Raw genomic sequence first — 23606 nt, 5'->3', positions numbered from 1 at the left:
TGCGTTATCAATCCAGCCCTGAGGGCGTTTAGAAGACAACGCCTAAAATTCATCAAAGGCAAGCTGCCCCGGCTCCACCCCCAGTGATGCCAGCATTTTCGTGCAGGCCTTAATCATCGTTGGTGGACCGCAAAGGTAGAACTCCACCGCCCGCACATTCGGGTGATCCTGCAAATATTCCTCCAGCACGACCTCGTGGATGAAGCCCGTGCTCCCGGTCCAATTGTCTTCGTCGAGCGGATCGGAAAGCGCGAGGTGGAAGTCAAAATTCGCGTGCTTCTCGGCCAGGTTCTCGAAGTAGTCCGCGTAAAAAATCTCCTGCCGCGAACGCGCACCATACCAGAAGCTCACCTTGCGCGCCGTATGATCGTTCTCGAAGAGTTGGGTCAAATGAGCCCGCAGCGGAGCCATGCCCGCGCCCCCGCCGATGTAAATCATTTCCTTCTGAGTGGGCTTGATGTGGAAGTCGCCAAAGGAGCCAATCGCCGTCACTTCATCTCCTGGCTTGAGGCTAAACACATAGCTAGAGCCCACGCCCGGCGGGCAGTCCTGCCCGGGCGGCGGCGTCGCGATGCGCACGTTGAAACGCAGTTGCCGATCGTTGACGTTGCCCGCGAGCGAGTAGTTGTTGCGACGCCCCGACTCAGGGTTGCTGACCTTCAGATCGAAGACACCCTGCCGACGCCACACTGCGGCATACGGCTCGGGGATGTCGAAGTCGGCAAAACGAATTTCCTCATAGGCCGGAATATCGAGCTGCAAATAATCACCGGGCGTGAAGCTGATTGGCTCATCTGCACTCATCGGCTCCAACACCAGTTCCTTGATGAATGTCGATATGCTCTGGTTACTGACCACGCGCAGTTGATAAGTCTTTTTCGCGCGCGCTCCCACGCCACCTGATCGCTCGACATTGAGCCACAGGCGACCGCCACGCTCCTCGATGGGATACGTGGCAAGGCCCCGGCAAATCGGCGCACGCGCGGGCGAGCCGTCCTCCAGATTGAACCGGCCATTGTGCTTGGGGCACTCAATCATTTTGCCCTTCACCAGACCATCGCCCAAGTGCGTATTGCCATGCGTGCAAATGCCGTCCGTCGCGTAGAGCTGGCCCGCATCATCCCGGTAAAGGGCGAAGGTGCGGCGCTCGTGATCGAAGCGGATGACATCCTCTACATCGAGATCCGCCGCCGCACAAACTTCCAGCCAGCCCTCGTCGTCAGGCTTCGCTGAGGAGCGATGACAATTCTCCGGCACGCGTTCGCTTGGCTCAGGCAGCTTGCGCTTAATGTGATAGGCCGGGTCTTCCGTCTGCCGAATCACGGCGGGGATAATTTCCAACCACGCCGCAAACAGGCTCGGGTATGGCTCGGGCATATCGTGCTTCACCACCTCGTGCAGCGCGGGGAGTTGATGGTAAGGCACCAGCGGAAACATGTGATGCTCCACGTGGTAGCCCATGTTCCAATACAGGAATCGGTTCACGCGGTTCATGTAAACCGTCCGGCAGTTCAGCCGATGATCGAGCACGTTTTCCGCCATGCCCGCGTGCTGCGTGATGCCGTAAATCGTCATCAGCCAACTGCCAAACAAATGAGGCAACGCGAGGAAGATTGGCAACATACTTTGCGTTGCAAAGCTTAGCATCAACACCCCCGCATAGATCGCCATCGCAATGCGTGCGCGCAGGATGACTTTGCCATGTTCGGACTCCGGGATGAACATTTTTTCCTCGTCCAACAGCTTACCGCGTACATGCCCGAGCTCCTGCTTAAAATACTTCGGGTAACGCTGAATGCCCAGAAACGCCTTCCCAATCGCAACCAGGTCCGGCGGGCGCGGCACCGCGATCTCCGGATCGCGCCCCACGATGATGGTGTCGCTATGGTGCCGGGTGTGGCTCCAACGCCAACGCGTGGAATTGCGCATCACCATGAAGCTGGAGATCTCGTAAAGTGCATTGTTCATCCAGTCGGTTTTGAACGCCGTGCCGTGGCTCGACTCGTGCCAGCGCGAGTCGGAGGTCGACGCATACAAAACCGCGTAGGCCAGGTAGGGAATCATCGCCCAATACGTCGGCCAAAGCAGCCAGGTGAAAAACCCGCAGACGAAGATCAAACCAAACCAAATGATCGTGTCGCGGATGGCCGGGCCGTCACGCCGCTCCAGCAGCTTGCGCATCGTCGCGCGTGGCACGGGGCACTGATACCAGTCCGCTTCGGCAAGGCCGCGCTCGACGGCGCGCGCCGCGTTGTCGCCGACCAGGCTGTAGTCGAGTTTTTCGGGTGGGCGCTTCAGGGTCGCGGCACCGTGGTGATCATCGTAAGACATAGAAAACGGGGGTTAGCGTCTCAGAACAGCCTTACTTATAGCCGAAAACAGCGCCGCTTGTCTTCTCGCTTTGCGGCGTAAAGTTTGCATATTTTGTCCTGTGCTCGAAAATCTGAAAATCAAGCCCGAGTATGATGGCTTCATTTTCCTGGCGGAGTCGGTGCGCAATCCGCCAGCCCTGCGCGCGCATCACCACGTCGAGCTAGAGGTGAATCTCGTCATCGACGGCGAGATATCTTATGTCGTTGGCGGAAAGCGTTTTACTTTCAAAAAACGCGAGCTTCTATGGCTGTTCCCCGAACAGGAGCACCAGCTCGTCGACCGCTCGGCGAACGCCAAATATTACGTCGCTGTCTTTAAGCCACAAATGATCGCTGATGCCTGTCGCGGCAAACGCTACGCCGCGCTCAAGCAGCAACAGTTATCAGAACCGGGCATCGCCCATACACGACTTGCACCGGAAGCCTTCGACCTGATTCGCCACTCCATGCATGCGGCGACCGAGGACGGTATCGACCCCGACATCCTCAACCGCGAACTCGGGTATGGCGCGGGTTCGAACTTTCAGTTTCACCACCGCGACCCGGATTGGCTCAACGCCAGCCTGCGCAACCTGCTGCTCCTGTGCTGGCGAAACCAACAAAGCGAAACCGCTCCCGGGCGCGAAACGCACATCCACCCGGCCGTGCAACGCGCGCTGGAAATCATGAGCGAGGAAGCAACCCCCGACGAACTACCCGAGCTCGCCGCGCAGTGCGGAGTCAGCGCGTCCTACCTGAGCCGCAAGTTCCGCGAACAGATCGGCGTGCCGCTCACGCGCTACCGTAACTCCGTGCGCCTGAGTCGGTTTTGGGAGGCCTACCACCGACCGCAAAACCAGTCCGTGCTCGAGGCAGTATTCGCCGCCGGCTTTGGCAGCTACGCGCAGTTTTACCGCATCTTCACCGAGGCCTACGGTGCCGGCCCGCGCGAGGTCATTTAGCGCAACTACAATCGCGAAACAAAGAATTGAAGGCGGGGCTTCACCTACGACAGACAAACTGGTCGCAACACGGTTCTTACCGCGGTCCAAACCGCCACGATTAAGCCATCTATCGAGTGCTTGCCAAACGAGCTATGCCGCCGCAAGCTAGCCCCTTCCCCCGTCATGAAACCAAACATCATTGTCTTTTTCACCGACCAGCAACGCTGGGACACGCTCGGCCTTAATGGCAACCGCGCGGGCCTCACGCCCAACTTCGACCGCTTCGCGCGGCAGGGCACATTCTTCAAGCACGGGGTCACACCTCAGCCCGTTTGCGGCCCTGCACGCAGTTGCCTGCAAACCGGACAATACGCGACGACGACCGGCGTTTACACCAATGGAATCGACCTCGGTCAAGAGTCACCCAAGCTGGCCGAGCTCTTTAACGACGCCGGTTACCGCACGGCCTATTTCGGCAAATGGCACCTCTCGAACAACACCGGCAAGCAGGCCGTACCCAAGGAGAATCGCGCGGGCTACCAGGATTGGCTCGGGGCCAACACCGTCGAGACCACCAGCGGCCCCTACTCCGCCCGCCTCTGGGACACCGACGACAATGAAGTCCAGCTGCCGGGCTATCGCTCTGACGCACAGACCGACGCCATGATCCGCTACCTTGGCGAACGCGCGGCCGAGCCCGAAGACACCCGCCAGCCGTTCCTTCTTTTTCACTCCTACATCGAGCCGCATCACCAAAATACAGACGACTCCTACCCTGCGCCCCATGGCTATGAGGAGCTCTACCGCGACACGCCGCTGCCCCCCGATTTGCAAAACCTCGGCGGCACCGCGCCCCAGCACTGGCCCGGCTATTGCGGCATGATCAAACGCCTCGACGAAGCCCTTGGCCGCCTAATGGATTCGCTGGAGTCCACCGGCCTGATCGAGAACACCATCGTCGCCTTCATCAGTGACCACGGATGCCATTTTAAAACCCGCAACGGCGAATACAAACGCACGCCACACGAAGCCTCGATCCGCGTGCCGTTTGCCATCTGGGGGCCGAAGTGGAACGGCGGCGGTGAGCGCCTGGAAGCCGCTAGCCTCGTCGACCTGATGCCCAGCCTGCTCGACAGCGCCGGCATTGCGATCCCCGACAGCGTGGAGGGCCGTTCACTGCTGCCCCTCACTCGCAACGACACCGCAGGCTGGCCCGCCGAGACCTTTGTCCAATTCGGCGACCACAACACCCCGACAGGCCGCTGCATACGCACCAATCGCTGGAAATACGCCGTCACCGCGCCCGAGGAATACAACGGTGCCAAGGATGCCCCGATTTATGTGGAATCGCACCTCTATGATTTGCAGACCGACTCTTACGAGCTCGCAAACCTCGTCGACAAAGAAAGCCATGCCCCCGTCCGCGAGGAAATGAAGCGCCGCCTGCTCGACTACCTGCAACGCATCGAAAAGCAAGCGCCCGAAATAAAACCGGTGAAACAACACCCCGGCGGTCAGCGCACCATCGAATACCCGAACTCTCAGCGCGTCAGTTTTTAACGGCAAACTGCCAGACTAGGGCCAACGGACATTCAACTTTCAGTAAATTTGCCCCAACGGGGCTACGCAACTATAGCCCAGGGTTGGCTTGAGGCCGCAGAGCGGCTGAACACCTACCCTGGGAATACGAATACGTAAATTGCCTATCCCAACGGGATTGCGCAAAACGACATCTTGCGCAGCCCCGTTGGGGCTGGGAGATAAGCGAGCATCCGGTTTCCCAGGGTAGCGCTTCCCGCAAGCGGTTCGCTTTAACCCTGGGCTATTGATGCGTAGCCCCGTTGGGGCAGTATTTGCAGCAATCAAGATATAAAATGAATGTCCGTTAGCCCTAGGGTCGCGGACCACCGCCGCCGGGACCCCCTCCAGCAGGACCGCCGCCGGGACGTCCACCACCGCCAGGCGGGCCACCTCCGCCGGGAGCCATGCCATAGTCGTCAAAGTAGTCCAGCCCCACAGCCTGTACACTGCCATCGAAAAACCAGGCCAGGCGCACATCGCCATGCACTGGGTAAGCCGGCGTATCGCCTGCGATGCTTCCTTTTACAAATGGCAATTGCTGATCCGCCTCCACAAAGCCCCAATCTTCCGTATCGATCACGGAGTAGCTCTTGGGCTCATCACCGTTTCCTTCGGTGCTTCCCCAAGGGCGCAGCGTCCTTTCCCTTTTGCCCAGGCCCATTTGCATGTTGAGCATGAAGGCCACGATATCGCGCCGGTCGTGCCCCTCCATGGCCGCCTCCGCTGCCGGGGTTAAGAAAGCCGGCGACAGCGTGCGCTCAGTCGAGTAATTAGACTCCAGATACGGCGCGAGCTGCGTCGCTAATTGACCTCCGCCTCCTGCGGTCGGGTCGTAAGCGGTTCGCTGTGGCGGCGAAAGTGGACCCGGCAACAGGTTGTTATTATCGTTCTTATACATGAGGACCGCAGCACCCACCGAACGCATCTGCGAGGTCGCCGCCGAGAGGTTCGCCATGTTCTTCACGCGCCCAAGCGATGTCATGATGATAGCCGCCAGGATGCCAACAATTGCGACAACCGTCAGTAGCTCGATCAAGGTGAATGCTCGCCGATTAGACATGATTGGAGAGAAAATATATTAGCAGAGAGACTTCCAATCATGAGAAACGCTTCGTCATAACTCCAGAAAAAAGCCCCAATATTAAAGGGTTATTCATTAATGAATTATTAACTTTTCTGCCACGAATTTGACGCGAACGTGACTGTTTCGCTTGTAAAAATCTGCTACAGGCGAATCCTCCCCTAAACGTCTCACTTACTTAACTTACTACTGACATGACCGAAGAAACGCCAGCGTCCGCTCTGGAAAAAATGCTCACCGACAACCAATCGTTTGCCGACGAATTGGCCCCCGGTCAGCTCGACAGCATTCAGCACGAGCAAAATCCCTACATCACCGTGCTCACTTGCTGCGACTCACGTGTGCGTATCCGCGCTTTCCTCGCCGACCCCCACCCGACGGACAACGTCTTTGTGATCCGCAACATCGGCAACCAACTTGCCGTGACCAGCGGCTCGGTCGACTACGGGGTGCGCCATCTGAAAACCCCGCTCCTGCTCATCCTCGGTCACACCCGCTGCGGTGCGATCAAGGCCGCCAGCACCGACTACCGCAAGGAGTCACTGCACCTCGTGCAAGAGCTCAACGGCCTGCACATCCCCGTCCGCGACATCGACCCCAAGGGGGACCCCGACCGGGAATGGCTCAAGGCGGTCGAGCGCAACGTGCATTACCAAATGGACCTCGCCGCGCAGCGCTACTCGGCGGACATCACCGCCGGCACGCTCGCGATCATTGGCTGCGTTTACGACTTCGCCAACCTTTACCACAAGGGCGTCGGCCGCACGATTTTAATCAATGTCAACGGCGAGTCCGACCCGACCAACTTCACCCAGTCCGACCTCATTCGCAACCTGCCCAAGGGCTTGGTCGACGCCGTACTGGCCTAAAAAAATACTTGGCGACGGCGCAGGCACCCAGGTCACCCTAAAAAACCCTACCGCCCAAACCACGGCCTTCATCCTCGACCGCTAACCAAAAATTACCGCGTTGGCAACCGGGCCACCGCCGACCTCGACGAGCTGGAGCTGCCCGCTGGCGAGTTCTATTTACAACTCTTCGGCGGTAAGCACTTCACGCCGAGTGCTCTGGAAGTGAAGGCACTGGAGCTGGAGCGGGTAAGGTAGTGGGGTATTGGAGTTTGGTCGCCGAGAGCGTAAAGTGCAGGCGCGGCGACACGCAGTTGCCTACCACGTCCGGTTCGAAACTTAATGTTAAAAATCAGCAAGGATTTGATCGCTAGTGAGAATTCTGGTCATCAATCGTTCTGTATCTTGATATGTATATTTTTTGCCGTTTTCCTTTCGCAAGAAATCAATCAGTTCTGAGATTTCTTCTTCTTCTTTAATTATTAAATACTTAATGTCGTTAGCACCAAACTCTAGTTTCAGATTCTTTAAGGTCTCATTTGCCTTTTTCCTATCTGCTTCGGTTTTATATTGATCCATCGCTATGAACGGTTCGTGCGAGTCATCCAGCTCTGGAATATAGCGCCACTCTCTTTCGTCTGAAAACCTGTAATTCTTGGTAGTGATTCCTTTTCGCTTTAAATCTGCTTCGTAATTTTTCGTGTATCTTAGAATATTGACGGCCTGATGACCCAAATGGTCGATATTTTGTATGCTTTCTTTTCCCTCCAAGAAATGTAAGAGTAAGTCGCTAAGCGATGCCGCGAGAGTAGAATTAGTATCTAGATAGAATACGGGGTTCAGTCTATTGATTTGTGCCCATGTCTTTGAAAATCCAACGGCATATTTGCCGTAGCTATCAATATGATTTTTAATTTCAGATAGTGGGAGATCGCAGAAGCTCACCATTGGCACTGCTATAGATACACCAGTCTCATCAAAAATACCGTTGATATCTTCCTTGCAATAGCTGACCTGAAGTCCTTCTGATAAAATGCCCTTCAGAGCATTGATATCATTTGTGAAATGGAATACGGAACTGGAACTTATAGGCATTTTATTCGAACAGTATTATTGATGACATCTCAAAGCAAACGAACGACGTTATCCTTGGGTGATATCATGCGTTGAAAAATGTCCTCGAACCGTTAGTTCGTCAAGGCTTCGAGATGATACAGGGCATTTCCCATTCACAAAGGCCATTATTACAGTTGGTGTCCAAAATATTAATCCGATAAAGCGACTTTTAGCTCCTCCCCTTGCCAATGGGAGGCGGACGCGTAGCGGACGGAGGGGTCCGGGATGCTGGCTTGGCTAAACGCAGAGACCTCCCCGGCTCGGACTGATCGTCCGAGCCTCCCCTCCTTGCGAAGGAGGGGAGCTTTGGCGCGATTGTCGGTATACGATCTCAGGTCTGCCTTCCGGGTATCGCACTTGAACACGCCTACGCAACGCAACGAACACGCCCTTATGTTGAGGCAAACGCAGCCCGCGAGTGAAAGCGATATAGCCCCTTGTCTTGGTTGAAGCGTCGGCGACGCTTCGCGGGAGTGTCGCCGACACTTCGAGTAACAGTCGGCGACGCTTGGTAGCGCAGTCGGCGATACTTCAGATGCGGCAGAAGCCTGTATCGGGCCGACTTTTCATGCAAAAAGTATGGCCGAAAGCAGCGTTCGCGGCAATCGCAGAATGCAGTTACCCGGAGATTTATCCGCGGAGCCAGTGCACCGATGCCGTTGCAATCACTCCTTGAGCTCGGGATATTTTTTCTCGATATCCTCCTGAGCCTTGCGACTGGTGGCATAGGAGTCCGTGACCTTGCCTGATTGGTCGAAGACGTAGATGACCAGATCTAAACGCGCCAGGCTGGACGAACTGTCCCCACCGTCATAAACCGCGGTCGACGCCGTCGTTTCACCCTCTACTTCGAATTCCCAAGTTTTATCAAAGGAAACGGTGCCCTTCTTGCGCGAGCGGCTGAAGTGCCCCGAACGGCAAGTAAATACCCATGCTTTCGCCTCGACCTCGAATGGGCAAAAAGACGTCACCTTCACCTCCCAAACGCGTTTCTTATAGGTCGATTCATAAGTGGCCCCATCCATAGACATCCCACTTGAGGTTCGGCTGGAATTGTTGACCGAACGAACGCGCAGCCTGGGTGGACTCAGCTTTGCCAGCTCCTCGCGAACCAACTGCTGGGAAGGCTCATCCAGCATACTGTATTCGTAACGAAAGGTGCGGCCATCGGCAAACTTCATCGCGACAAGCCCGTCGTTGAAACCGGTAATCTGGCAGACGACTTCCTTTCCGTCGGTGTTCTTGAGCGTTAAGTAATCGTCTGCACCCATGCACTGCCCCCCTATCAGGAGCAGCAAGAACGCAATAAGGCTGGGCTGAAAGATTTTCATGTGCTTCGCATCACGGAAGTGATTTTCCCATAATCCGTGACCGGCGAATCTTATCAATCAAAAAACACCAACCAGTATCCAGGCAACCATAGAGCATTCCAGAATGACGAATGCAACTCCTGCGATGTGCTAGCGCGCACGGACATTCAACTTTCAGTAAATTTGCCCCAACGGGGCTACGCAACCCACTAACCCGGGAGCCACTCCTTGCGACCGCCAACCCATACATTGTAGGCAAAGGGTTTGTTGTTCTTGGACGGGGTAACGGAGATCGTGGCACCGCTGGCCGCAGCCAGGGCCATGCCGCCGGCGATGTCCCAGAGGCGAATCGTGTCTTCGGTATAGACGTCCATGCGACCAATGGCAACGTAGGTCAACGCGAGCGCCGCGCTGCCGACCATGCGGATTTTCTGGAAGCTCTGGACGTCCTTCACGAACGCGCGCAATGCGGTATCGCCGTAGTCACGGCCATGCGGGAAGCCGGTGCAGAGCACGGCGTGTTCCTTGAGCTCCGGCCACCAGGGGGTGAGCGGTTTGCCGTTGCAAGTAAGGCCCCAACCAGCGGCACCGGCAAAGAGTTCGTCCGCATTAAAGTCATACACGACGCCCACCTCTGGCTCCATCCCGCGCATCAGGCCGATCGACACACAGCACGCGGGCAGACCGCGCAAGTAGTTATAAGTGCCGTCCAGCGGATCGACGACCCAGTAGAGCTCGTCCTTGGTCGGCAGGGATTCGTCGCCGCCCTGCTCTTCCCCGATAATCGGCAGGCCGGTGGCCTCGCCCAGCATGCGGCGAATGAGCTTCTCCGACTCCACATCGGCCTTGAGTTTGACGTCTTTGGCGTCCTGAAAATTGACGGTGCGCAGGTCCGCCCCTTCGGCAAGCACGGCCCCGGCGGCGCGGGCGGCTTCGGTGGCGATTTTTAAGTAATCTGGCTGGTCGGGCATGGTGGGGCAGTTTGCGGAATGCCTAGCGCCGGGCAATGCATTATTCAGTCAGCCCACAAGATCGACTTCACGATTGGGACAACCAACCGACGGGTATTTTTAACAATTTTAGAGATTTACAGCAATTGGCTTTATTCTAGCATAGTGCCAATCTCCCATGAAAGCATCACTCTACTGCCTATTTGCGCTGCTAGGCACCCAAATTGCGAGCGCTGACAGCATCATCTCGATTCCGCTGCAGAAGGACACGATCACGCTGCAGAATGAGTCTACCAAGGTAGCCTATGGCCTCTACGTGAAAGTCGGCGATGGCGGCCATCACCGTTTGTTCCAGCTCGATACCGGCAGCGCGGCCTTCATGGCTGGCTATTCCTCCAGCGCCGGTGCCAACCAGTTTTGGGGTTCGTTTGACTCAATCTCCGGTGCCGAAAATCTTGGCGAGTCGTTCGGTAGCGGCGTCGAGTTCTACCCCATCACCCCCGTCCACGCCAAGGTAACACTAAGCAACTCCACCGGTTCGGATTTGTTCTCGTTTGACAATGTGCGGGTGGGCCAGGTCAAAGACGCGACCAACGCGGGCCCGGGCGACTGGGTGACCGACCTCAACAATGGCCAACCCCCGCTGCACAATAAATACTTTGGCAACTTCGGCGGACGCCTCTCCACCATCGGCTCCGGCAGCGTCAATGAGCAAAGTGTGCTCTTCTCGGCCTTGGGCCAGATCGAGGGCGTCAAAGGTTTTTCCATTCGTTTGGATGGCGGCAACGAAACCTTACGCGTCATCATGAATGACTCCGCCGGGCAGAGCTACGCCGACCAATTTTCGTTCGCCTCACTGATGCCTACATCCGGAGAGGCCAACTTCCCCATCAGCGGATTGCCCACCTATAGTGACGCCCCGGCCGCACCCGATAACTTTGCCGTGGAGGGAAGCCAGGTGGACGGAGCCAGCGGCATCTTCGACACCGGTGGCGTTGCTTTCAAAATCCCCGAGACGCCGCAGCTTCCTTCAAACCTGCTCGAAGACGGGGCGGTGATTCCGGGGGCAAACTTCGAGATCTTCATGTCGGGCGCAGGCATGGTCGATGGTCAGAATTACGAAGACTATGTGCTGTCTTTCACCACCACCGATGATGCCAACAATGGCAAAGTGGAGCAAAGCTCGCCCGGGGGCGGTGGTGCCTACAACTTCGGCACCAGCATCTACCACTACTACGAAGTGATGTACGACTTGGAAGACGGCGTGATGCGCTTTCGCGCCATCCCGGAGCCACGGGCCATCGCCATGGGTGCCCTCTGCTTTTTGGGTGTTTTGCTGCTGCGCCGCAGGCAGTCCCAAAGGCATGGTTAATACACTCAATTAAGCGTGCTAACCAATTGGTCGTCACTGGATTGTAATCGAAAAAATCTCCGAATATGCGTGCTTTCGGCGCCAAAGCAGCTTTACTCCTAAGCCTGCATGGACGTTGAAATACTTTCGCGAATCCAATTCGCCTTCACGATTGCTTTCCACTACATTTACCCGCCGATCAGCATTGGCCTGGGCGTTCAGTTGGTCTTGATGCAAGCCTTCTGGCTAAAGACCCGCAATCCACTTTACCACAACATGGCGCGCTTCTGGACGCGCGTTTTCGGCCTGAGCTTCGCGATTGGCGTCGCCACCGGCATCGTGATGGAGTTCGAGTTCGGCACCAACTGGGCAACCTACTCCCGCTTCGTGGGTGACGTCTTTGGCAGCCCGCTGGCGATTGAGGGCATCTACGCGTTTTTCCTCGAATCGGGCTTCCTCGCGATCCTGCTCTTTGGCTGGGATAAGGTAGGCCCGAAGACGCACTTTTTCGCCACGTGTATGGTCTGCCTCGGCGCACACTTTTCGGCGATCTGGATTCTCGTGGCCAACTCCTGGATGCAGACTCCGGCCGGCTTCCACCTAGCCAAGAAGGTCAAGGAAACCGCCGACGGCGTGCAGCACGATTTCAACGCCGACCTTGGCGACATTCCTTACAAGGTGTTAGAAGTGCCGCTGCCCGAAGGCTACATCCTGCAAGAGGGTGACTTGACCAGTATTCGCGCCGTGGTAACGGATTTCTGGGAAATGGCGCTCAACCCCTCCACGCTCGACCGCATCACCCACACCGTGATCGGCTGCTGGCTGACCGGGGCGTTCCTCGTCGTCAGCATCAGCGCGTTCTATCTCATTAAAAAGCGCCACGTGAAGTTTGCGCAGACCTCGCTCAAGTTCGGCTTGGCCGTAGGCTGCATCGCTTCGCTGCTCCAGCTCGTCAGCGCGGACTCCACCGCCCGCGGCGTGGCCGACAACCAACCGGTCAAGCTCGCCGCCATCGAAGGCCTGGCCGACTCCACCACCGAGGCCCCGCTCGGCATCGCGGGCATCGTCATGTGGGACAAGGATGACGAGGGCAACATCGTCGGCATCAAGGAGTATTCTTTCAAAATAAAAGGCATGCTGAGCATCCTCGTGGACGGCGATTTCCTGCACCCCGTCGAGGCCAGCAAAACGATGGTCAAGGGCCTGAATGATTTGCCCAGTGATGAGTTTATCCTGGAGCGACATCCGGGTGCCACGCCCGAAGAGATCAAAAAGATACGCCCCGAATATTGGCCCAATGTGCCCGTGGTCTTCCAGACTTACCACCTGATGATCGCGCTTGGCATGGGGCTGATCGGCATTTCGGTGCTCGGCGTCATCCTGTGGAAAACCGGCCACCTCTTCCGCACCGATATCAAGTGGGTGCGGTGGTTCCTGTGGATTTTGGTGATCTCCGTCTTCATGCCGCAGGTGGCGAATCAGGCCGGTTGGTTTACGGCCGAGATGGGCCGCCAGCCGTGGGTCGTTTATGAGATTTTGAAGACCAGCGAAGGCCTCTCCAAGGCCGTCGTCGCCGGGCAGGTGCTCAGCTCACTGATCATGTTTGCCTTCGTGTATCTGCTGCTGTTCCTCGTGTTCATCTACACGCTGACGAAGAAGATTCACCATGGCCCGAAGGATGATGAGTCCATCGAAATCCTGCCCGAGAAATGGCGCCCCATCGCGCTCAAGGGCGGCCGCCACACCAGCGCCGGGAACGACGCGGAAGACCAACCCGACCTGTCCGGCAAATCCAGCCCCGGCAACTAATCAAGGAGACTGCTACTATGGATTTAAATACTACTTGGTTCATTCTGGTCGGCGTGCTGTTCACCGGTTATGCGATGCTCGACGGCTTCGACCTCGGCGTTGGCATCCTGCACCTCTTTGACAAAAGCGACACCAACCGCCGCATCCACCTGAACGCCATTGGCCCGGTCTGGGATGGGAACGAGGTGTGGCTGGTCACCGGAGGCGGCGCGCTGTTCGCGGCCTTCCCCGAAGTTTACGCCACGGCGTTTTCCGGCTTTTACGACGCCTTCATGATGCTGCTGTGCGCGCTCATCTTCCGCGCGGTTGCGATTGAGTTTCGCAGTAAGGAAAAATTCGGCTGGTGGCGCAAAGGCTGGGACATCGCCTTTACCTTCGGCAGCGTGCTATCGGCCTTCCTGATCGGCGTCGCCATGGGTAACATCACCTGGGGCATTCCGCTGGACAAGCATCACGAGTTCACGGGTAACTTCCTGACACTGATCCACCCCTACTCGGTCTTCCTGGGCATCACGACGGTCGCGCTGTTTGCCATGCACGGCAACATCTACCTGATCCTCAAAACCGAGGGTGAGCTGCAGGCCAAGCTCCGCCGCTGGATCAAGATCACCATCCCGATCTACGTCGTCTGCTTCCTGATCTTCAACTTCTGGACGATCTACGCCTGCCCGCACATTCAGCAGGCCATTGCCGGGCGCATTCCGGTGCTCGTGATCGTCGCCACGCTGGCGGTGCTCGCCGTCGGCGCCATCCCGCGCGAGGTGCACAAAGGCCGCGAGGGCCGCGCATTTATTTTCTCCTGCGCGCAGATGGCATTCCTGATGATGCTGTTCGGCATCAGCGTTTACCCGAACATGATTTTCTCCAACCCCGACATCGCCAACAGCCTGAACATTTACAACGGCTCATCGACGGACAAGACCCTGAGCTTCATGTTCTGGGTTGCGCTCATCGGCGTGCCGATTGTGCTGACCTACACGGCTTGCGTTTATTACATTTTCCGCGGCAAGGTGAAGTTGACCGAAGAAAGTTATTAACTGGCACGCCGTTAGCTGAGCGCTTGCGATGAACCATTTTCATACCCACAATCCGTTTACAAAACGAGATAACCTGCTACGTTAGAAGCACCATATGGACCTCAGCAGCTACCAAACTGACGGCTTTTTCGATGAAATGTTTAGCGCTCCGGGCGTAGTCCGGCCCCACTACCAGAAAGTTCTGGAGCGCCTCGACCGCATGAATTTGCAGGACTTCGAGCAAAAGCAGCAAGCCGTCGATCTACTTTTCTTGCGCGCCGGCGTGACCTTCACGGTCTATTCCGACAACCAGGGCACCGAGCGGATTTTCCCGTTCGACCTGATGCCGCGCATCATCCCGCAGAGCGAATGGGAGTTCCTCGAGCGCGGGCTCAAGCAGCGCATCATCGCGCTCAACATGTTCCTGCACGACATCTACCACGATCAGAAGATCCTGAAGGACGGCGTCATCCCGCCCTCCTACGTACTATCGGCCAAGCACTTCCGCCGCGAGTTCGTCGGCTCGGACGTGCCGAAAGATATTTACATCCACATTTGCGGCTCCGACCTGATCCGCGATAAGGACGGCCGCTATCTCGTGCTGGAGGACAACGGCCGCTGCCCGTCCGGCGTATCCTACGTTTTGGAAAACCGCCAGGCTATGCGCCGCGCGTTCCCCAATCTGTTCCCCACTGCCGGCGTGCGCCCGGTGGAGAATTACGCCGAAAAGCTGCTCAAGATGCTGCGCAACATCGCGCCTAAGGGGCAGGACAATCCGACCGTTTGCGTGCTGACGCCTGGTGTTTACAACAGCGCCTACTTCGAGCACTGCTTCCTGGCCCGCCAGATGGGTGTGGAAATCGTCGAAGGCCGCGACCTGCTCGTGCGCGACTTCAAGGTTTACATGCGCACGACCAAGGGCCTCCAACAGGTAGACGTGCTTTACCGTCGCATCGACGACGACTTTATCGACCCTAGCGTCTTCCGGCCTGACTCCATGCTCGGCGTCCCGGGCCTCGTCAACGCCGTGCGCGCGGGTAACGTCGCCCTGGCCAACTCCATCGGCACCGGCGTGGCGGACGACAAGGTCATGTATTACTTCGTGCCGAAGATGATCAAATACTACCTCGGCGAGGACCCGATTCTCGACCAGGTGGAAACGTATTTGGCCTCCGAGGACAAAGACCGGCAGCACATTTTGGCCAACCTCGACAAGCTCGTGGTCAAGTCTGCCAACGAAGCCGGCGGCTACGGCATGCTCATGGGTCCCTGGGCCGAAAAGGAAGAAATCGAGCGCTTCCGCGTGGAGATCGAGCGCAACCCGCGTAACTTCATCGCGCAGTCGCCCATCTCACTCTCGCGCCACCCCACCTGGATTCCCGAAACGGAGGCCTTCGAGGGCCGCCACATCGACTTCCGTCCTTACATTCTCTACAGTGGCCCGGACGACATTTCGATCATCCCCGGCGGCCTGACCCGCGTCGCCCTCAAGCGCGGCTCACTGGTAGTCAACTCCTCCCAGGGCGGCGGCTCCAAAGACACCTGGGTCCTCTATGGCAATGAATGATTAAGACGTTCGAAGGTTCGGAAGTTCGAAGGTTCCAAAGTATTTTTTGACCACGAACACCAACCTTCAAACCTGCAAACATCCAAACTTTCGAACCTACCTACACATGCTTTCCCGCGTCGCAGATTCACTCTACTGGCTCGCTCGCTACACCGAGCGCGCTGACAACCTCGCACGCCTCGTCGAAGTCAACCTGCAGTTGCTGCTCGACTTTAAAGACCTCGACAACGACAAGCTCAAGGAACACTGGGACCCGGTTATCCGGTCCACTGGCGACGAAGAGCGCTTCTACGAACTCTATGATGAGGCCAACAGCCAGACCGTCACCGACTTCCTGACGTTCAACAGCGAGAATCCCAACTCCGTCATCGGCTGCATTTCCGCGGCGCGTGAGAATGCCCGCATGATCCGCGACCAGATCTCCAGCGAGCTCTGGGAAACGCTGAACAACCTGTATCTTTTCCTGAAGTCCAACGACGCCAAACACATCTGGGAGCACTCCGGTGCCTACGAATTCTACGATCACATCAAGGATCACTCCCTGCGGTTTCAGGGGCTCGTCGCCGCCACGCTACCGCGTGACGAATGCTACGACTTCATGCAGTTTGGCCGCTTCATCGAGCGCGCGGATAAGACCACCCGTATGCTCGACATCAAATACCACATCCTGCTGCCCAGCCCAAATGATGTCGGTGGTGCCGTGGATACCGCCCAGTGGGTCGCCCTGCTCCGCGCCGCGTCGGCCTACGACGCCTACCACGCACAATACCTGGCCAGCATCGATCCGGCCAACATCGCCGAGTTCTTGATCTTCTCGGACACCTTCCCGCGCTCGATCCGCTACTGCGTCACGCAGATCAACGCCCGTCTGCACAACATTTCCGGTTGCCCGTGGGGCAGCTACTCGAACGAGCCGGAAAAACTCTGCGGCAAGCTGATGAGCGACCTCATTTACTCCAACGTGCAGGACGTGATCAGCTTCGGCATGCACGAGTGGCTCGACCAGTGCCAGCAGCGCCTCAACGAGATCAGCCAAGCCACCTACCAGACCTATATGTTCCAAAAGCCCATCGACCTGGCCGAGGAAATCCAGCAACAACAACAACAGCAGCAGTAAACCGCGGGAACCTCGCGGACTGCCGGAGGTCTAAAGAGCGCATGATTCGTTCCACTGCGCTGTCCATTATGTTGTCAATGTCATCGGCTTCGGCGGGTGACCAAACCGGCTTGACGGCATCGGGCGACGAATACGTCAACCAGTGCCAAATCGAAGCGGATTATTACCGCAGCAAAGCCGCCGCTTTGATGCAGAAATACGAGCCACCCGCCAATGACGAAGATGCCGTCTCCCGGGTCGTGCTGGACGTATTAAAAATCCGCGCCGACCAGGAGTCTTCCTACCTGAGCCGCTTAAACAAAGCGCCCGAGGTTGACCGCGCTGCAATTTACGTGAGCGAGCTCTACCTGGACCACATTCAGCGCGAGATAGCCGCGATTGAGCGCGCCTGAGGCACGCCAACTGAGAACAGCTTTGGCTTGCCATTGTGAGCTTGAGGCATTCGCTTAGCGGCCTCAGAAGCCCGCAATGCTGTTGAACATCCACCATCGGACGACTTATCGCTATGCCCGCCCCGCGCAGGATAGCTTTAACGAAGTGCGCCTGCAGCCGATCCATCTCGACTGGCAGCGGCGGCTTTCTTTTCGGCTGACCAGCAATCCGCCGACCGCTCAGCACAGCTACCTGGACCTGTATAAAAACTGCGTCCATGTGTTGGAGCTTTCCAGGCCGCACACCGAGCTCTCCATCGAGACGCATTCCACGGTGGAAACCTCTCCGCGCCCGCTTCCCCAGCCCGAGGACCCGACCGGCCTGCAAGCGCCGATGATCGAGTTTGAGCACCACGACTTCCTGATGGACACCCAGTTCGTCGCGCTCACGCCCGAGTTGTGGCGCTGTGCGGTGGATTGCCTGCCTGGTGGCCTAACCGACGTCTGGGCCGACGCCATGGCGCTCAGCGACTGGGTTCATGACGAGTTTGAATACGCGCCCGGCGTCACCACCGCGCACACCACGGTGAACGAAACGCTGGCCGACCGTCGCGGCGTTTGCCAGGACTTTGCCCACATCTTGCTCGGCCTGTGCCGAAGCATGAAAATGCCGGCCCGCTACGTGAGCGGTTATTTCTTTAACGAGGAATACGACGAAGCCATTGGCGGCAGCGAGGCCTCGCACGCGTGGGTGGAAGTTTTCCTGCCACAGCAGGGTTGGTTTGGGCTCGATCCCACGCACCGTCGCCCCGCCGACGAGCGCTACGTGAGCATGGCCGTCGGCCGCGACTACGCCGACATCCGCCCGGTGAGCGGTGCCTATCGCGGCGCACGCGAACGCGAAATGGACGTACACGTCCGCATTACCCAGGAAGCCACCAATGAAACTGCGATTTAAGCGACACCTGAAAAAGTCGGGCGGCACGATCCTGTTTGGCCTCCTGCGCATCACCAAATCCAAGGGCAAGGGCTGGGGCTCAGCCACGGTCAATGTCGACCCGATGCGCCTGTTGGCGTTGATCGGCGTGCTCGCGGTTTTGGGTTACATTGGGGGAGTCGCCGCCGCCTACACGATTCGCAGTCAGCGCCCGTATAACGAAATTACCCTGACCGACATCGCCTTCCCGTGGAATTGGTCCGGGCTCAGTGAAAAAGCAGGCAACACCAACCTCACCCACGGCAAGGCGCTCATGGAAGAAGGCGATTACCGCAACGCCCTGCACATGCTGCGCTCGGGGCTCATGCGCAAGCCCGACGACCACGATGCCCGCTTCATGCTCGCGCAGATTTACCAGGCCATCGGCCAATCCGAAGCCGCGACCAACATCCTCGACATCGGCCTGAACTACGGGCCGCCGGAGAACCCCCAATATACGCAGTTTTTGCTCGTGCTGCTGGCCATGCGTGAGGACTACGAGTCGATCAGCTCCGTCTCCCGCAAGCTGCGTGCCTTCCCACAAGTCCGTGACGATGCCGACATGTGGAAGAAGCTCGCCGACCTGGAACTTAATGCGCTGAAGAAGAGTCGCGACTTTGAGAAGCTGCTGGAGTACGCCGAGGAGATGCGCGCCATCGATCCAAATGAACCCCGCTATGAGGACCTCGAAATTTTGTCCAAAATCAAGCTCGGCTTTATCGATGACGCCCTTGCCCAAATGGAGACACAGCCGCTGGCCCGCAAGCACTCTCCGCAGTATCGCTATCTGGAGGCGATGATTGCGCTGCAAACCGATGACCTCGCCTCACTCGATAAGCACTACGACGCCATTATGAAGTGGCCGACTAACCCCTACCCGCTCCAAGGCCAGATGATTATCGAGCTCGAATACGCTGGCCTCAACGATCGCCGCGACCAGCGCATCACCGAATACCTCGACAACTATGCCCGCAACGCCGCCGCGCTCGAGCTCGGGCTGCGTCTGTTTTACCGTTTTCAAGACGTCGCGCAAAACGACGCGCTCGTGGCCAGCATTAGCGCGCTACAACCCGACAAAGCGCAAAACCTCGCGCTGGTCGCGATCCAATCCCGCATTCAGGCCCAGCGCTACACGGAGGCCAACCAGATGTTCCAGCAGTGGCTCAGCGAAGTCCCGGAAGAATCCAGCAAACAATACAAGTGGCTGAACCAATTGCTGATCACGCTCATCGAAAAGCGCCAGGACGACCGCCTCGATCTTGTGAAATACATGCAGGAAAACCGCTTGCCCAATGAAGCTTACAAGATCACCGCGACCACCCTTTATGATGCCAACGAATTCGAGACCGCAGAGCACATTGCCGAGAGCGGCCTGAAATTCTACCCGCACGATGAAGAGCTGGCCACCCTGCGCCGCGAGTCTCTGGCCCAGCGCTGACCCAGCGAGCACCACTCAGGTGTCGGCCGATATCCTTATCGGCCAGAATGGGGGCTCATAACTCATCATGTGCGAATAGGCTTAATTGGCGGATATGGCTTGGCGCGGACCTATCCATTCTATCCGAACTCGCCTCTGGCCGATAAGGATATCGGCCGCCACCTTGAAGCGATACGCATTGCGCCAAATGACCGACTAGAAAGTCACCCCGCACTGGAAGCCGAGGACCAGGGCGTCGTCGATGTTGTTATAACCCAGTGGATCGAGGATAATTTGCAGGTCCGGCTGGACGGTGAGCCACGGAGTGACTTGAAACATGTAAGTCAGCTCGATATTGGTCTCGTGGTTTTGACCCGCCAGCTGGTCATTCATGTAGGCGACGCCACAGCCGATGGCCAGCGCGTCTTCCGGCCGACCCGGCAAGATGCCCTCATACACAAAGCCCAGCGAATAAAACCAAGGCGACACCGCCACGCTGTCCGGCCCGGTCCAGCTAGCCGCCGCCCACCCCGTCAGGCCGGTATCGTCATCCGTTTTTCCGGGAATAAACTGCTGCTCGATAATCACCCACGCCGCGCCTATGCCGTCATCCAGCGGAGACCCGCCGGGCGGCGGCGCGACCACGCGCGGCACCGAAGCCGTGTCATAATAGCCACCCACCTTCACGTGCCCCGGTAGTGGCTGCGGATGGAACAGCTCGGCCTGCCAGTTGTAGCGGATTTCGGCCATAAACATCGCCCCTTTTGCCGGGTCGAAATCGAAGTTCACACCGCGCTCAAAGGGTGCCGTGATGTCCAGCTCCGACGTGTTGGCGAAGCCCAGCGAGACGTTCCACTTTTCATCGATTTGATACGAGCCGGTGGCCATCCAGACCGCCCCCGGGAAACCGGAAAAGTTCGGGTTACTCGCGCTCAAATTCCACGGATTATCATTGAAGGCAAGGCTGACAAAGTAATCCCACAAAGGGCTGGAGCCGTAGTATTGCTCAGGCGTCAGGCGGCCGACTTTGCCCGTAAAGTCATCGGTCTCGTATTGAAAATACAGCTGCGACAAACCCACCGGCACCACACCACTAAAGAGCGTCGAAGGCTGCACGGCGTTGCCAATGTCATTGGCCAGGTTTTTGCCTTCCGCGTTGTAACCGAGCGCGGTAAAACTCCAATGCTCCAAAGACTCCCACCCCGTCGCCACACCGAGGTCGACTTCCAACCCAAACGAACCCAGCGTTGAGTAACGCAGCGCCTGGTTTTGACCGCCCACTGGATTCCCCAGTACATCGACGTAGTAATTACCGATAAAGCTGACACCTGTCTCTTTCGCGAACTCGTCGCGCCAGCCATGGGCGTCCAGCATGTAATCACCGGCAAGCCATTCATCGAAGGCGCTGGCATCGCTGGTCAGCGGAGGGTCATTTTCGGTTTTAGCGTTGGCAAGCGGCACCATCGCAGCAATCATCACAGACAACCACCGGCAACGACGACGCAGCGTTATGATTTCGTTACGAACTAATTCACCGTTGCCCCCCATCTAGGAAACACCCTATATAACTACTATGAAACAGGTCAAGCATCTCGAAGAGCATAACGAACCCCTTAACTTCACCTATGCCGATCGGCATATGGACGAAACAGTCTCGAAATACGAGATACCTGAAAACGGCATGGACGCCCGGGTCGCCTTTCAGGTGATCAAGGACGAGCTCAATCTCGACGGCAACCCGGCGCTAAACCTCGCCAGCTTTGTGACGACCTGGATGGAGCCCGAGGCTGACGAGCTACTGAAAATTTCCGCCAACAAGAACCTCGTCGACCAGGATGAGTATCCGCAAACCGAGGAGATTCACCAGCGCGTCGTCAGCATGATGGGCCGCATGCTCAATGCGCCCAAGGACTGCGACCCCGTTGGCACCTGCACCGTTGGCTCCTCCGAGGCGATTATGCTCGGCCTGCTCGCCCACAAATGGAGTTGGAAAAAGCGTCGCCAGGCCGCCGGTCTTTCCATCGACAAGCCTAACGTCGTCTTCTCCGCCGATGTCCACACTTGCTGGGAAAAGTTTGCACTCTATTTCGATGTCGAGATGCGCGTGGTGCCGCTGAAGAAGGACCAGTTCTACATGACCGCCGACCAGCTCGACGGCTATGTCGATGAAAACACCGTCGCCGTGGGCTGCGTGATCGGCACCACCTTCACCGGCCAGCTCGACGACGTGCGCGGCATCAACGACTACCTGAAGAAACTGAAAGCCGAAAAGGGTTGGGACATTCCGATCCATTGCGACGGTGCCAGCGGCGGCTTCGTGGCACCCTTTGTCTACCCGGATGTCGAGTGGGACTTCCGCCTGGAGCACGTCAAGTCGGTCAACATTTCCAACCACAAGTTTGGCCTCGTTTACCCGGGCATCGGCACCGTCGTCTTCCGCGACCGCAGTGATCTGCCGGAGGAGTTGGTGTTCAACATCACCTACCTTGGTGGCAACATGCCCAACTACAGCCTCAACTTCTCCCGCGCCTCCTCCATGGTGCTCCTGCAGTACTACAACTTCCTCCGCCTCGGCAAGGATGGCTACCGCAAGATCATGAAGAACATCATGGACAACGCGCAATTCCTCGAAGGCAAGCTGATGGAGCTCGGCGTTTTCGAGCTGCTCAACGAGTCCAAGTATTTGCCGACCGTCACCGTGCGCCTCAAGGACCACGACGCCGACAACAAGATCATTTATCTGCTTAGCGACCTGCTGCGCCAATACGGCTGGATTGTCCCCGCCTACTCCCTGCCTGCCGACGCCGACAGCGTCCACGTGCTCCGCATGGTGGTGAAGGAAAACTTCTCCCGCGACATGGCCGAGAAGTTCGCCGAGGACATGAAGCTTTGTATCGCAAAGCTCAATGAAGACGCCGTCGACTACGAAAAGCTCACCGCCGAGTCCCGCACCAAAGGCCGCGTCTGCTAGCGCAGCGCGCCGCATGGGCTGAGCCTGTCGAAGCCTGGATCGATAGATTTGCGCAGTGCGCAAATGAGTCGCGAACATTCAAAAGCGCAGTGGCGAGATGCCCTGCGCTTTTTCTATGGTCTGGCGATGAGAACAAGCGAGATATAGTTCAGCACGAGCGACAAAAAGATGTAACGCAAACCGGCGTTACATCGAGTAAACTGGCGCGGCTAACCCTGCTTCAGCTTGGCTTCGAGCTTCTGGAGCTCCTCCATGCGTTGCTCGATCTCGGTCTCTTTTTCCTGCTGCTCCATCATCTTTTCGAAGAGCGCATTTTCGGATTCCTCAATGAAGGCTTCGCGCTCCTTGAGCTGCTCTTTCGCCTCCTTGATGGCCTGCTCCCGCTGGTCGAGGGTTTCGCGTAAGTGCTCCAGGGCCTGGCGCTCCTCGCTGGACATTGAGCCATTGTCGCTATTTTCGTCGCCGGCCTCGGCCTTGGCTTTTTGAAATTCGCTCATCTTGGCGGCAAGCATTTCCTGCTTCACCTTGATGAGGGCTTCGCCTTCCCAGATATCGCGTTCGCGTTCGGCAAGCTTGGCTTCGTAGTCGGCGGCATTGCGCTCGCGCTCCAGAAGATCAGCTTCCAGCTTGCGCAGACTTTTCTCCAGCGAATCGATTTCCGCTTTGGCCATGTGATCATGCTCATCGAAAGGCGCGCGCGTGCGGCGCATGATGAGGTCAATCGTTTCCTTAGATTTCAGCGAAGCTTCTGCGGCTTGCTGCAGTTTCGGTCTGAGACTGATTACGCGTTTTTTCTGCGGTGGTTTGGGTGCGGTCATGCCTTAGCGGCT

General features: G+C 57.4%; 19 protein-coding genes. 12 read left to right on the top strand and 7 right to left on the bottom strand.

The window, feature by feature from the left end:
- Positions 1 to 42: 42 nt before the first annotated feature.
- A complete protein-coding gene (nqrF, locus tag O3S85_RS16030; protein ID WP_269541714.1) occupies positions 43 to 2331 on the bottom strand; it encodes an NADH:ubiquinone reductase (Na(+)-transporting) subunit F in 2289 nt (762 codons plus the stop codon).
- 100 nt (positions 2332 to 2431) lie between these two features.
- Between nqrF and O3S85_RS16025 the strand changes: the two genes are divergently transcribed.
- Positions 2432 to 3313 carry a helix-turn-helix domain-containing protein gene (locus O3S85_RS16025; protein WP_269541712.1) on the top strand — a complete coding sequence of 294 codons (882 nt, stop codon included), beginning with the start codon at positions 2432 to 2434 and terminating at the stop codon, positions 3311 to 3313.
- Between the two features lie 165 nt (positions 3314 to 3478).
- Positions 3479 to 4855, top strand: a complete 1377-nt coding sequence (locus tag O3S85_RS16020; RefSeq protein WP_269541711.1) for a sulfatase-like hydrolase/transferase — start codon at positions 3479 to 3481, stop codon at positions 4853 to 4855.
- 331 nt (positions 4856 to 5186) lie between these two features.
- Here O3S85_RS16020 and O3S85_RS16015 read toward each other — a convergent pair whose 3' ends face one another.
- Positions 5187 to 5936 (bottom strand): type II secretion system protein, encoded by a 750-nt coding sequence (locus tag O3S85_RS16015; protein WP_269541710.1) that lies wholly within the window; start codon positions 5934 to 5936, stop codon positions 5187 to 5189.
- 215 nt (positions 5937 to 6151) lie between these two features.
- Here O3S85_RS16015 and O3S85_RS16010 point away from each other — a divergent pair, with 215 nt between their 5' ends.
- Positions 6152 to 6826, top strand: coding sequence for a carbonic anhydrase (locus O3S85_RS16010; protein ID WP_269541709.1), 675 nt, complete (start codon positions 6152 to 6154; stop codon positions 6824 to 6826).
- Positions 6827 to 7150: 324 nt separating this feature from the next.
- Here the strand turns inward: O3S85_RS16010 and O3S85_RS16005 are convergent, their stop codons facing one another.
- The 3 genes from O3S85_RS16005 to O3S85_RS15995 all read right to left on the bottom strand — a co-directional run bounded on the left by O3S85_RS16005 (position 7151) and on the right by O3S85_RS15995 (position 10202).
- On the bottom strand, positions 7151 to 7900 hold the full coding sequence (locus O3S85_RS16005; RefSeq protein ID WP_269541708.1) for an abortive infection system antitoxin AbiGi family protein: 750 nt from the start codon (positions 7898 to 7900) through the stop codon (positions 7151 to 7153).
- A gap of 686 nt (positions 7901 to 8586) precedes the next feature.
- Positions 8587 to 9252 carry a hypothetical protein gene (locus O3S85_RS16000; protein WP_269541707.1) on the bottom strand — a complete coding sequence of 222 codons (666 nt, stop codon included), beginning with the start codon at positions 9250 to 9252 and terminating at the stop codon, positions 8587 to 8589.
- A gap of 188 nt (positions 9253 to 9440) precedes the next feature.
- Positions 9441 to 10202: an inositol monophosphatase family protein gene (locus O3S85_RS15995; protein WP_269541706.1), complete on the bottom strand. Its 762-nt coding sequence runs from the start codon at positions 10200 to 10202 to the stop codon at positions 9441 to 9443.
- A gap of 157 nt (positions 10203 to 10359) precedes the next feature.
- Between O3S85_RS15995 and O3S85_RS15990 the strand changes: the two genes are divergently transcribed.
- The 8 genes from O3S85_RS15990 to O3S85_RS15955 all read left to right on the top strand — a co-directional run bounded on the left by O3S85_RS15990 (position 10360) and on the right by O3S85_RS15955 (position 19826).
- Entirely contained in the window at positions 10360 to 11553 is a 1194-nt protein-coding gene (locus O3S85_RS15990; protein ID WP_269541705.1) for a hypothetical protein, read from the top strand.
- A 108-nt stretch (positions 11554 to 11661) separates the two neighbouring features.
- Positions 11662 to 13341, top strand: coding sequence for a cytochrome ubiquinol oxidase subunit I (locus tag O3S85_RS15985; protein WP_269541704.1), 1680 nt, complete (start codon positions 11662 to 11664; stop codon positions 13339 to 13341).
- A gap of 17 nt (positions 13342 to 13358) precedes the next feature.
- A complete protein-coding gene (gene cydB / locus O3S85_RS15980) occupies positions 13359 to 14378 on the top strand; it encodes a cytochrome d ubiquinol oxidase subunit II (protein ID WP_269541702.1) in 1020 nt (339 codons plus the stop codon).
- 94 nt (positions 14379 to 14472) lie between these two features.
- Positions 14473 to 15924, top strand: coding sequence for a circularly permuted type 2 ATP-grasp protein (locus tag O3S85_RS15975; protein ID WP_269541701.1), 1452 nt, complete (start codon positions 14473 to 14475; stop codon positions 15922 to 15924).
- A gap of 106 nt (positions 15925 to 16030) precedes the next feature.
- Positions 16031 to 17041 (top strand): alpha-E domain-containing protein, encoded by a 1011-nt coding sequence (locus O3S85_RS15970; protein ID WP_269541699.1) that lies wholly within the window; start codon positions 16031 to 16033, stop codon positions 17039 to 17041.
- Positions 17042 to 17082: 41 nt separating this feature from the next.
- On the top strand, positions 17083 to 17433 hold the full coding sequence (locus O3S85_RS15965; protein WP_269541698.1) for a hypothetical protein: 351 nt from the start codon (positions 17083 to 17085) through the stop codon (positions 17431 to 17433).
- Between the two features lie 76 nt (positions 17434 to 17509).
- The gene (locus O3S85_RS15960; protein WP_269541696.1) at positions 17510 to 18370 is read left to right on the top strand and encodes a transglutaminase family protein; all 861 of its coding nucleotides are present in this window, start codon (positions 17510 to 17512) and stop codon (positions 18368 to 18370) included.
- Positions 18354 to 19826, top strand: a complete 1473-nt coding sequence (locus tag O3S85_RS15955; RefSeq protein ID WP_269541694.1) for a tetratricopeptide repeat protein — start codon at positions 18354 to 18356, stop codon at positions 19824 to 19826. The genes O3S85_RS15960 and O3S85_RS15955 overlap by 17 nt, the downstream gene beginning before the upstream one ends.
- Before the next feature lie 195 nt (positions 19827 to 20021).
- Here O3S85_RS15955 and O3S85_RS15950 read toward each other — a convergent pair whose 3' ends face one another.
- Positions 20022 to 21281: a carbohydrate porin gene (locus O3S85_RS15950; protein ID WP_269541693.1), complete on the bottom strand. Its 1260-nt coding sequence runs from the start codon at positions 21279 to 21281 to the stop codon at positions 20022 to 20024.
- A gap of 97 nt (positions 21282 to 21378) precedes the next feature.
- Here O3S85_RS15950 and gad point away from each other — a divergent pair, with 97 nt between their 5' ends.
- The gene (gad, locus tag O3S85_RS15945) at positions 21379 to 22776 is read left to right on the top strand and encodes a glutamate decarboxylase (RefSeq protein ID WP_269541691.1); all 1398 of its coding nucleotides are present in this window, start codon (positions 21379 to 21381) and stop codon (positions 22774 to 22776) included.
- Positions 22777 to 22985: 209 nt separating this feature from the next.
- On the opposite strand, the gene O3S85_RS15940 is transcribed toward gad, so the two are convergent.
- Positions 22986 to 23594, bottom strand: coding sequence for a hypothetical protein (locus O3S85_RS15940; protein WP_269541690.1), 609 nt, complete (start codon positions 23592 to 23594; stop codon positions 22986 to 22988).
- Positions 23595 to 23606: the final 12 nt, after the last annotated feature.

Origin of the sequence: Cerasicoccus sp. TK19100 (assembly GCF_027257155.1) — a bacterium.
Classification (GTDB): Bacteria; Verrucomicrobiota; Verrucomicrobiia; order Opitutales; family Cerasicoccaceae; genus Cerasicoccus; species Cerasicoccus fimbriatus.
The sequence above is the reverse complement of the archived record's forward strand: the minus strand, read 5'-3'. Positions and strand labels throughout refer to the sequence as shown.

Excerpts from the sequence above, each read along its gene's own strand:
- O3S85_RS16020 (WP_269541711.1), top strand. The coding sequence starts at position 3,479 with ATGAAACCAAACATCATTGTCTTTTTCACCGACCAGCAACGCTGGGAC.
- O3S85_RS16015 (WP_269541710.1), bottom strand. The coding sequence starts at position 5,936 with ATGTCTAATCGGCGAGCATTCACCTTGATCGAGCTACTGACGGTTGTC.
- O3S85_RS15990 (WP_269541705.1), top strand. The coding sequence starts at position 10,360 with ATGAAAGCATCACTCTACTGCCTATTTGCGCTGCTAGGCACCCAAATT.
- O3S85_RS16005 (WP_269541708.1), bottom strand. The coding sequence starts at position 7,900 with ATGCCTATAAGTTCCAGTTCCGTATTCCATTTCACAAATGATATCAAT.
- O3S85_RS16000 (WP_269541707.1), bottom strand. The coding sequence starts at position 9,252 with ATGAAAATCTTTCAGCCCAGCCTTATTGCGTTCTTGCTGCTCCTGATA.
- O3S85_RS15970 (WP_269541699.1), top strand. The coding sequence starts at position 16,031 with ATGCTTTCCCGCGTCGCAGATTCACTCTACTGGCTCGCTCGCTACACC.
- gad (WP_269541691.1), top strand. The coding sequence starts at position 21,379 with ATGAAACAGGTCAAGCATCTCGAAGAGCATAACGAACCCCTTAACTTC.
- O3S85_RS15955 (WP_269541694.1), top strand. The coding sequence starts at position 18,354 with ATGAAACTGCGATTTAAGCGACACCTGAAAAAGTCGGGCGGCACGATC.
- nqrF (WP_269541714.1), bottom strand. The coding sequence starts at position 2,331 with ATGTCTTACGATGATCACCACGGTGCCGCGACCCTGAAGCGCCCACCC.
- O3S85_RS15985 (WP_269541704.1), top strand. The coding sequence starts at position 11,662 with ATGGACGTTGAAATACTTTCGCGAATCCAATTCGCCTTCACGATTGCT.
- O3S85_RS16010 (WP_269541709.1), top strand. The coding sequence starts at position 6,152 with ATGACCGAAGAAACGCCAGCGTCCGCTCTGGAAAAAATGCTCACCGAC.
- cydB (WP_269541702.1), top strand. The coding sequence starts at position 13,359 with ATGGATTTAAATACTACTTGGTTCATTCTGGTCGGCGTGCTGTTCACC.
- O3S85_RS15965 (WP_269541698.1), top strand. The coding sequence starts at position 17,083 with ATGATTCGTTCCACTGCGCTGTCCATTATGTTGTCAATGTCATCGGCT.
- O3S85_RS15975 (WP_269541701.1), top strand. The coding sequence starts at position 14,473 with ATGGACCTCAGCAGCTACCAAACTGACGGCTTTTTCGATGAAATGTTT.
- O3S85_RS15940 (WP_269541690.1), bottom strand. The coding sequence starts at position 23,594 with ATGACCGCACCCAAACCACCGCAGAAAAAACGCGTAATCAGTCTCAGA.
- O3S85_RS15960 (WP_269541696.1), top strand. The coding sequence starts at position 17,510 with ATGCTGTTGAACATCCACCATCGGACGACTTATCGCTATGCCCGCCCC.
- O3S85_RS15995 (WP_269541706.1), bottom strand. The coding sequence starts at position 10,202 with ATGCCCGACCAGCCAGATTACTTAAAAATCGCCACCGAAGCCGCCCGC.
- O3S85_RS15950 (WP_269541693.1), bottom strand. The coding sequence starts at position 21,281 with ATGATTGCTGCGATGGTGCCGCTTGCCAACGCTAAAACCGAAAATGAC.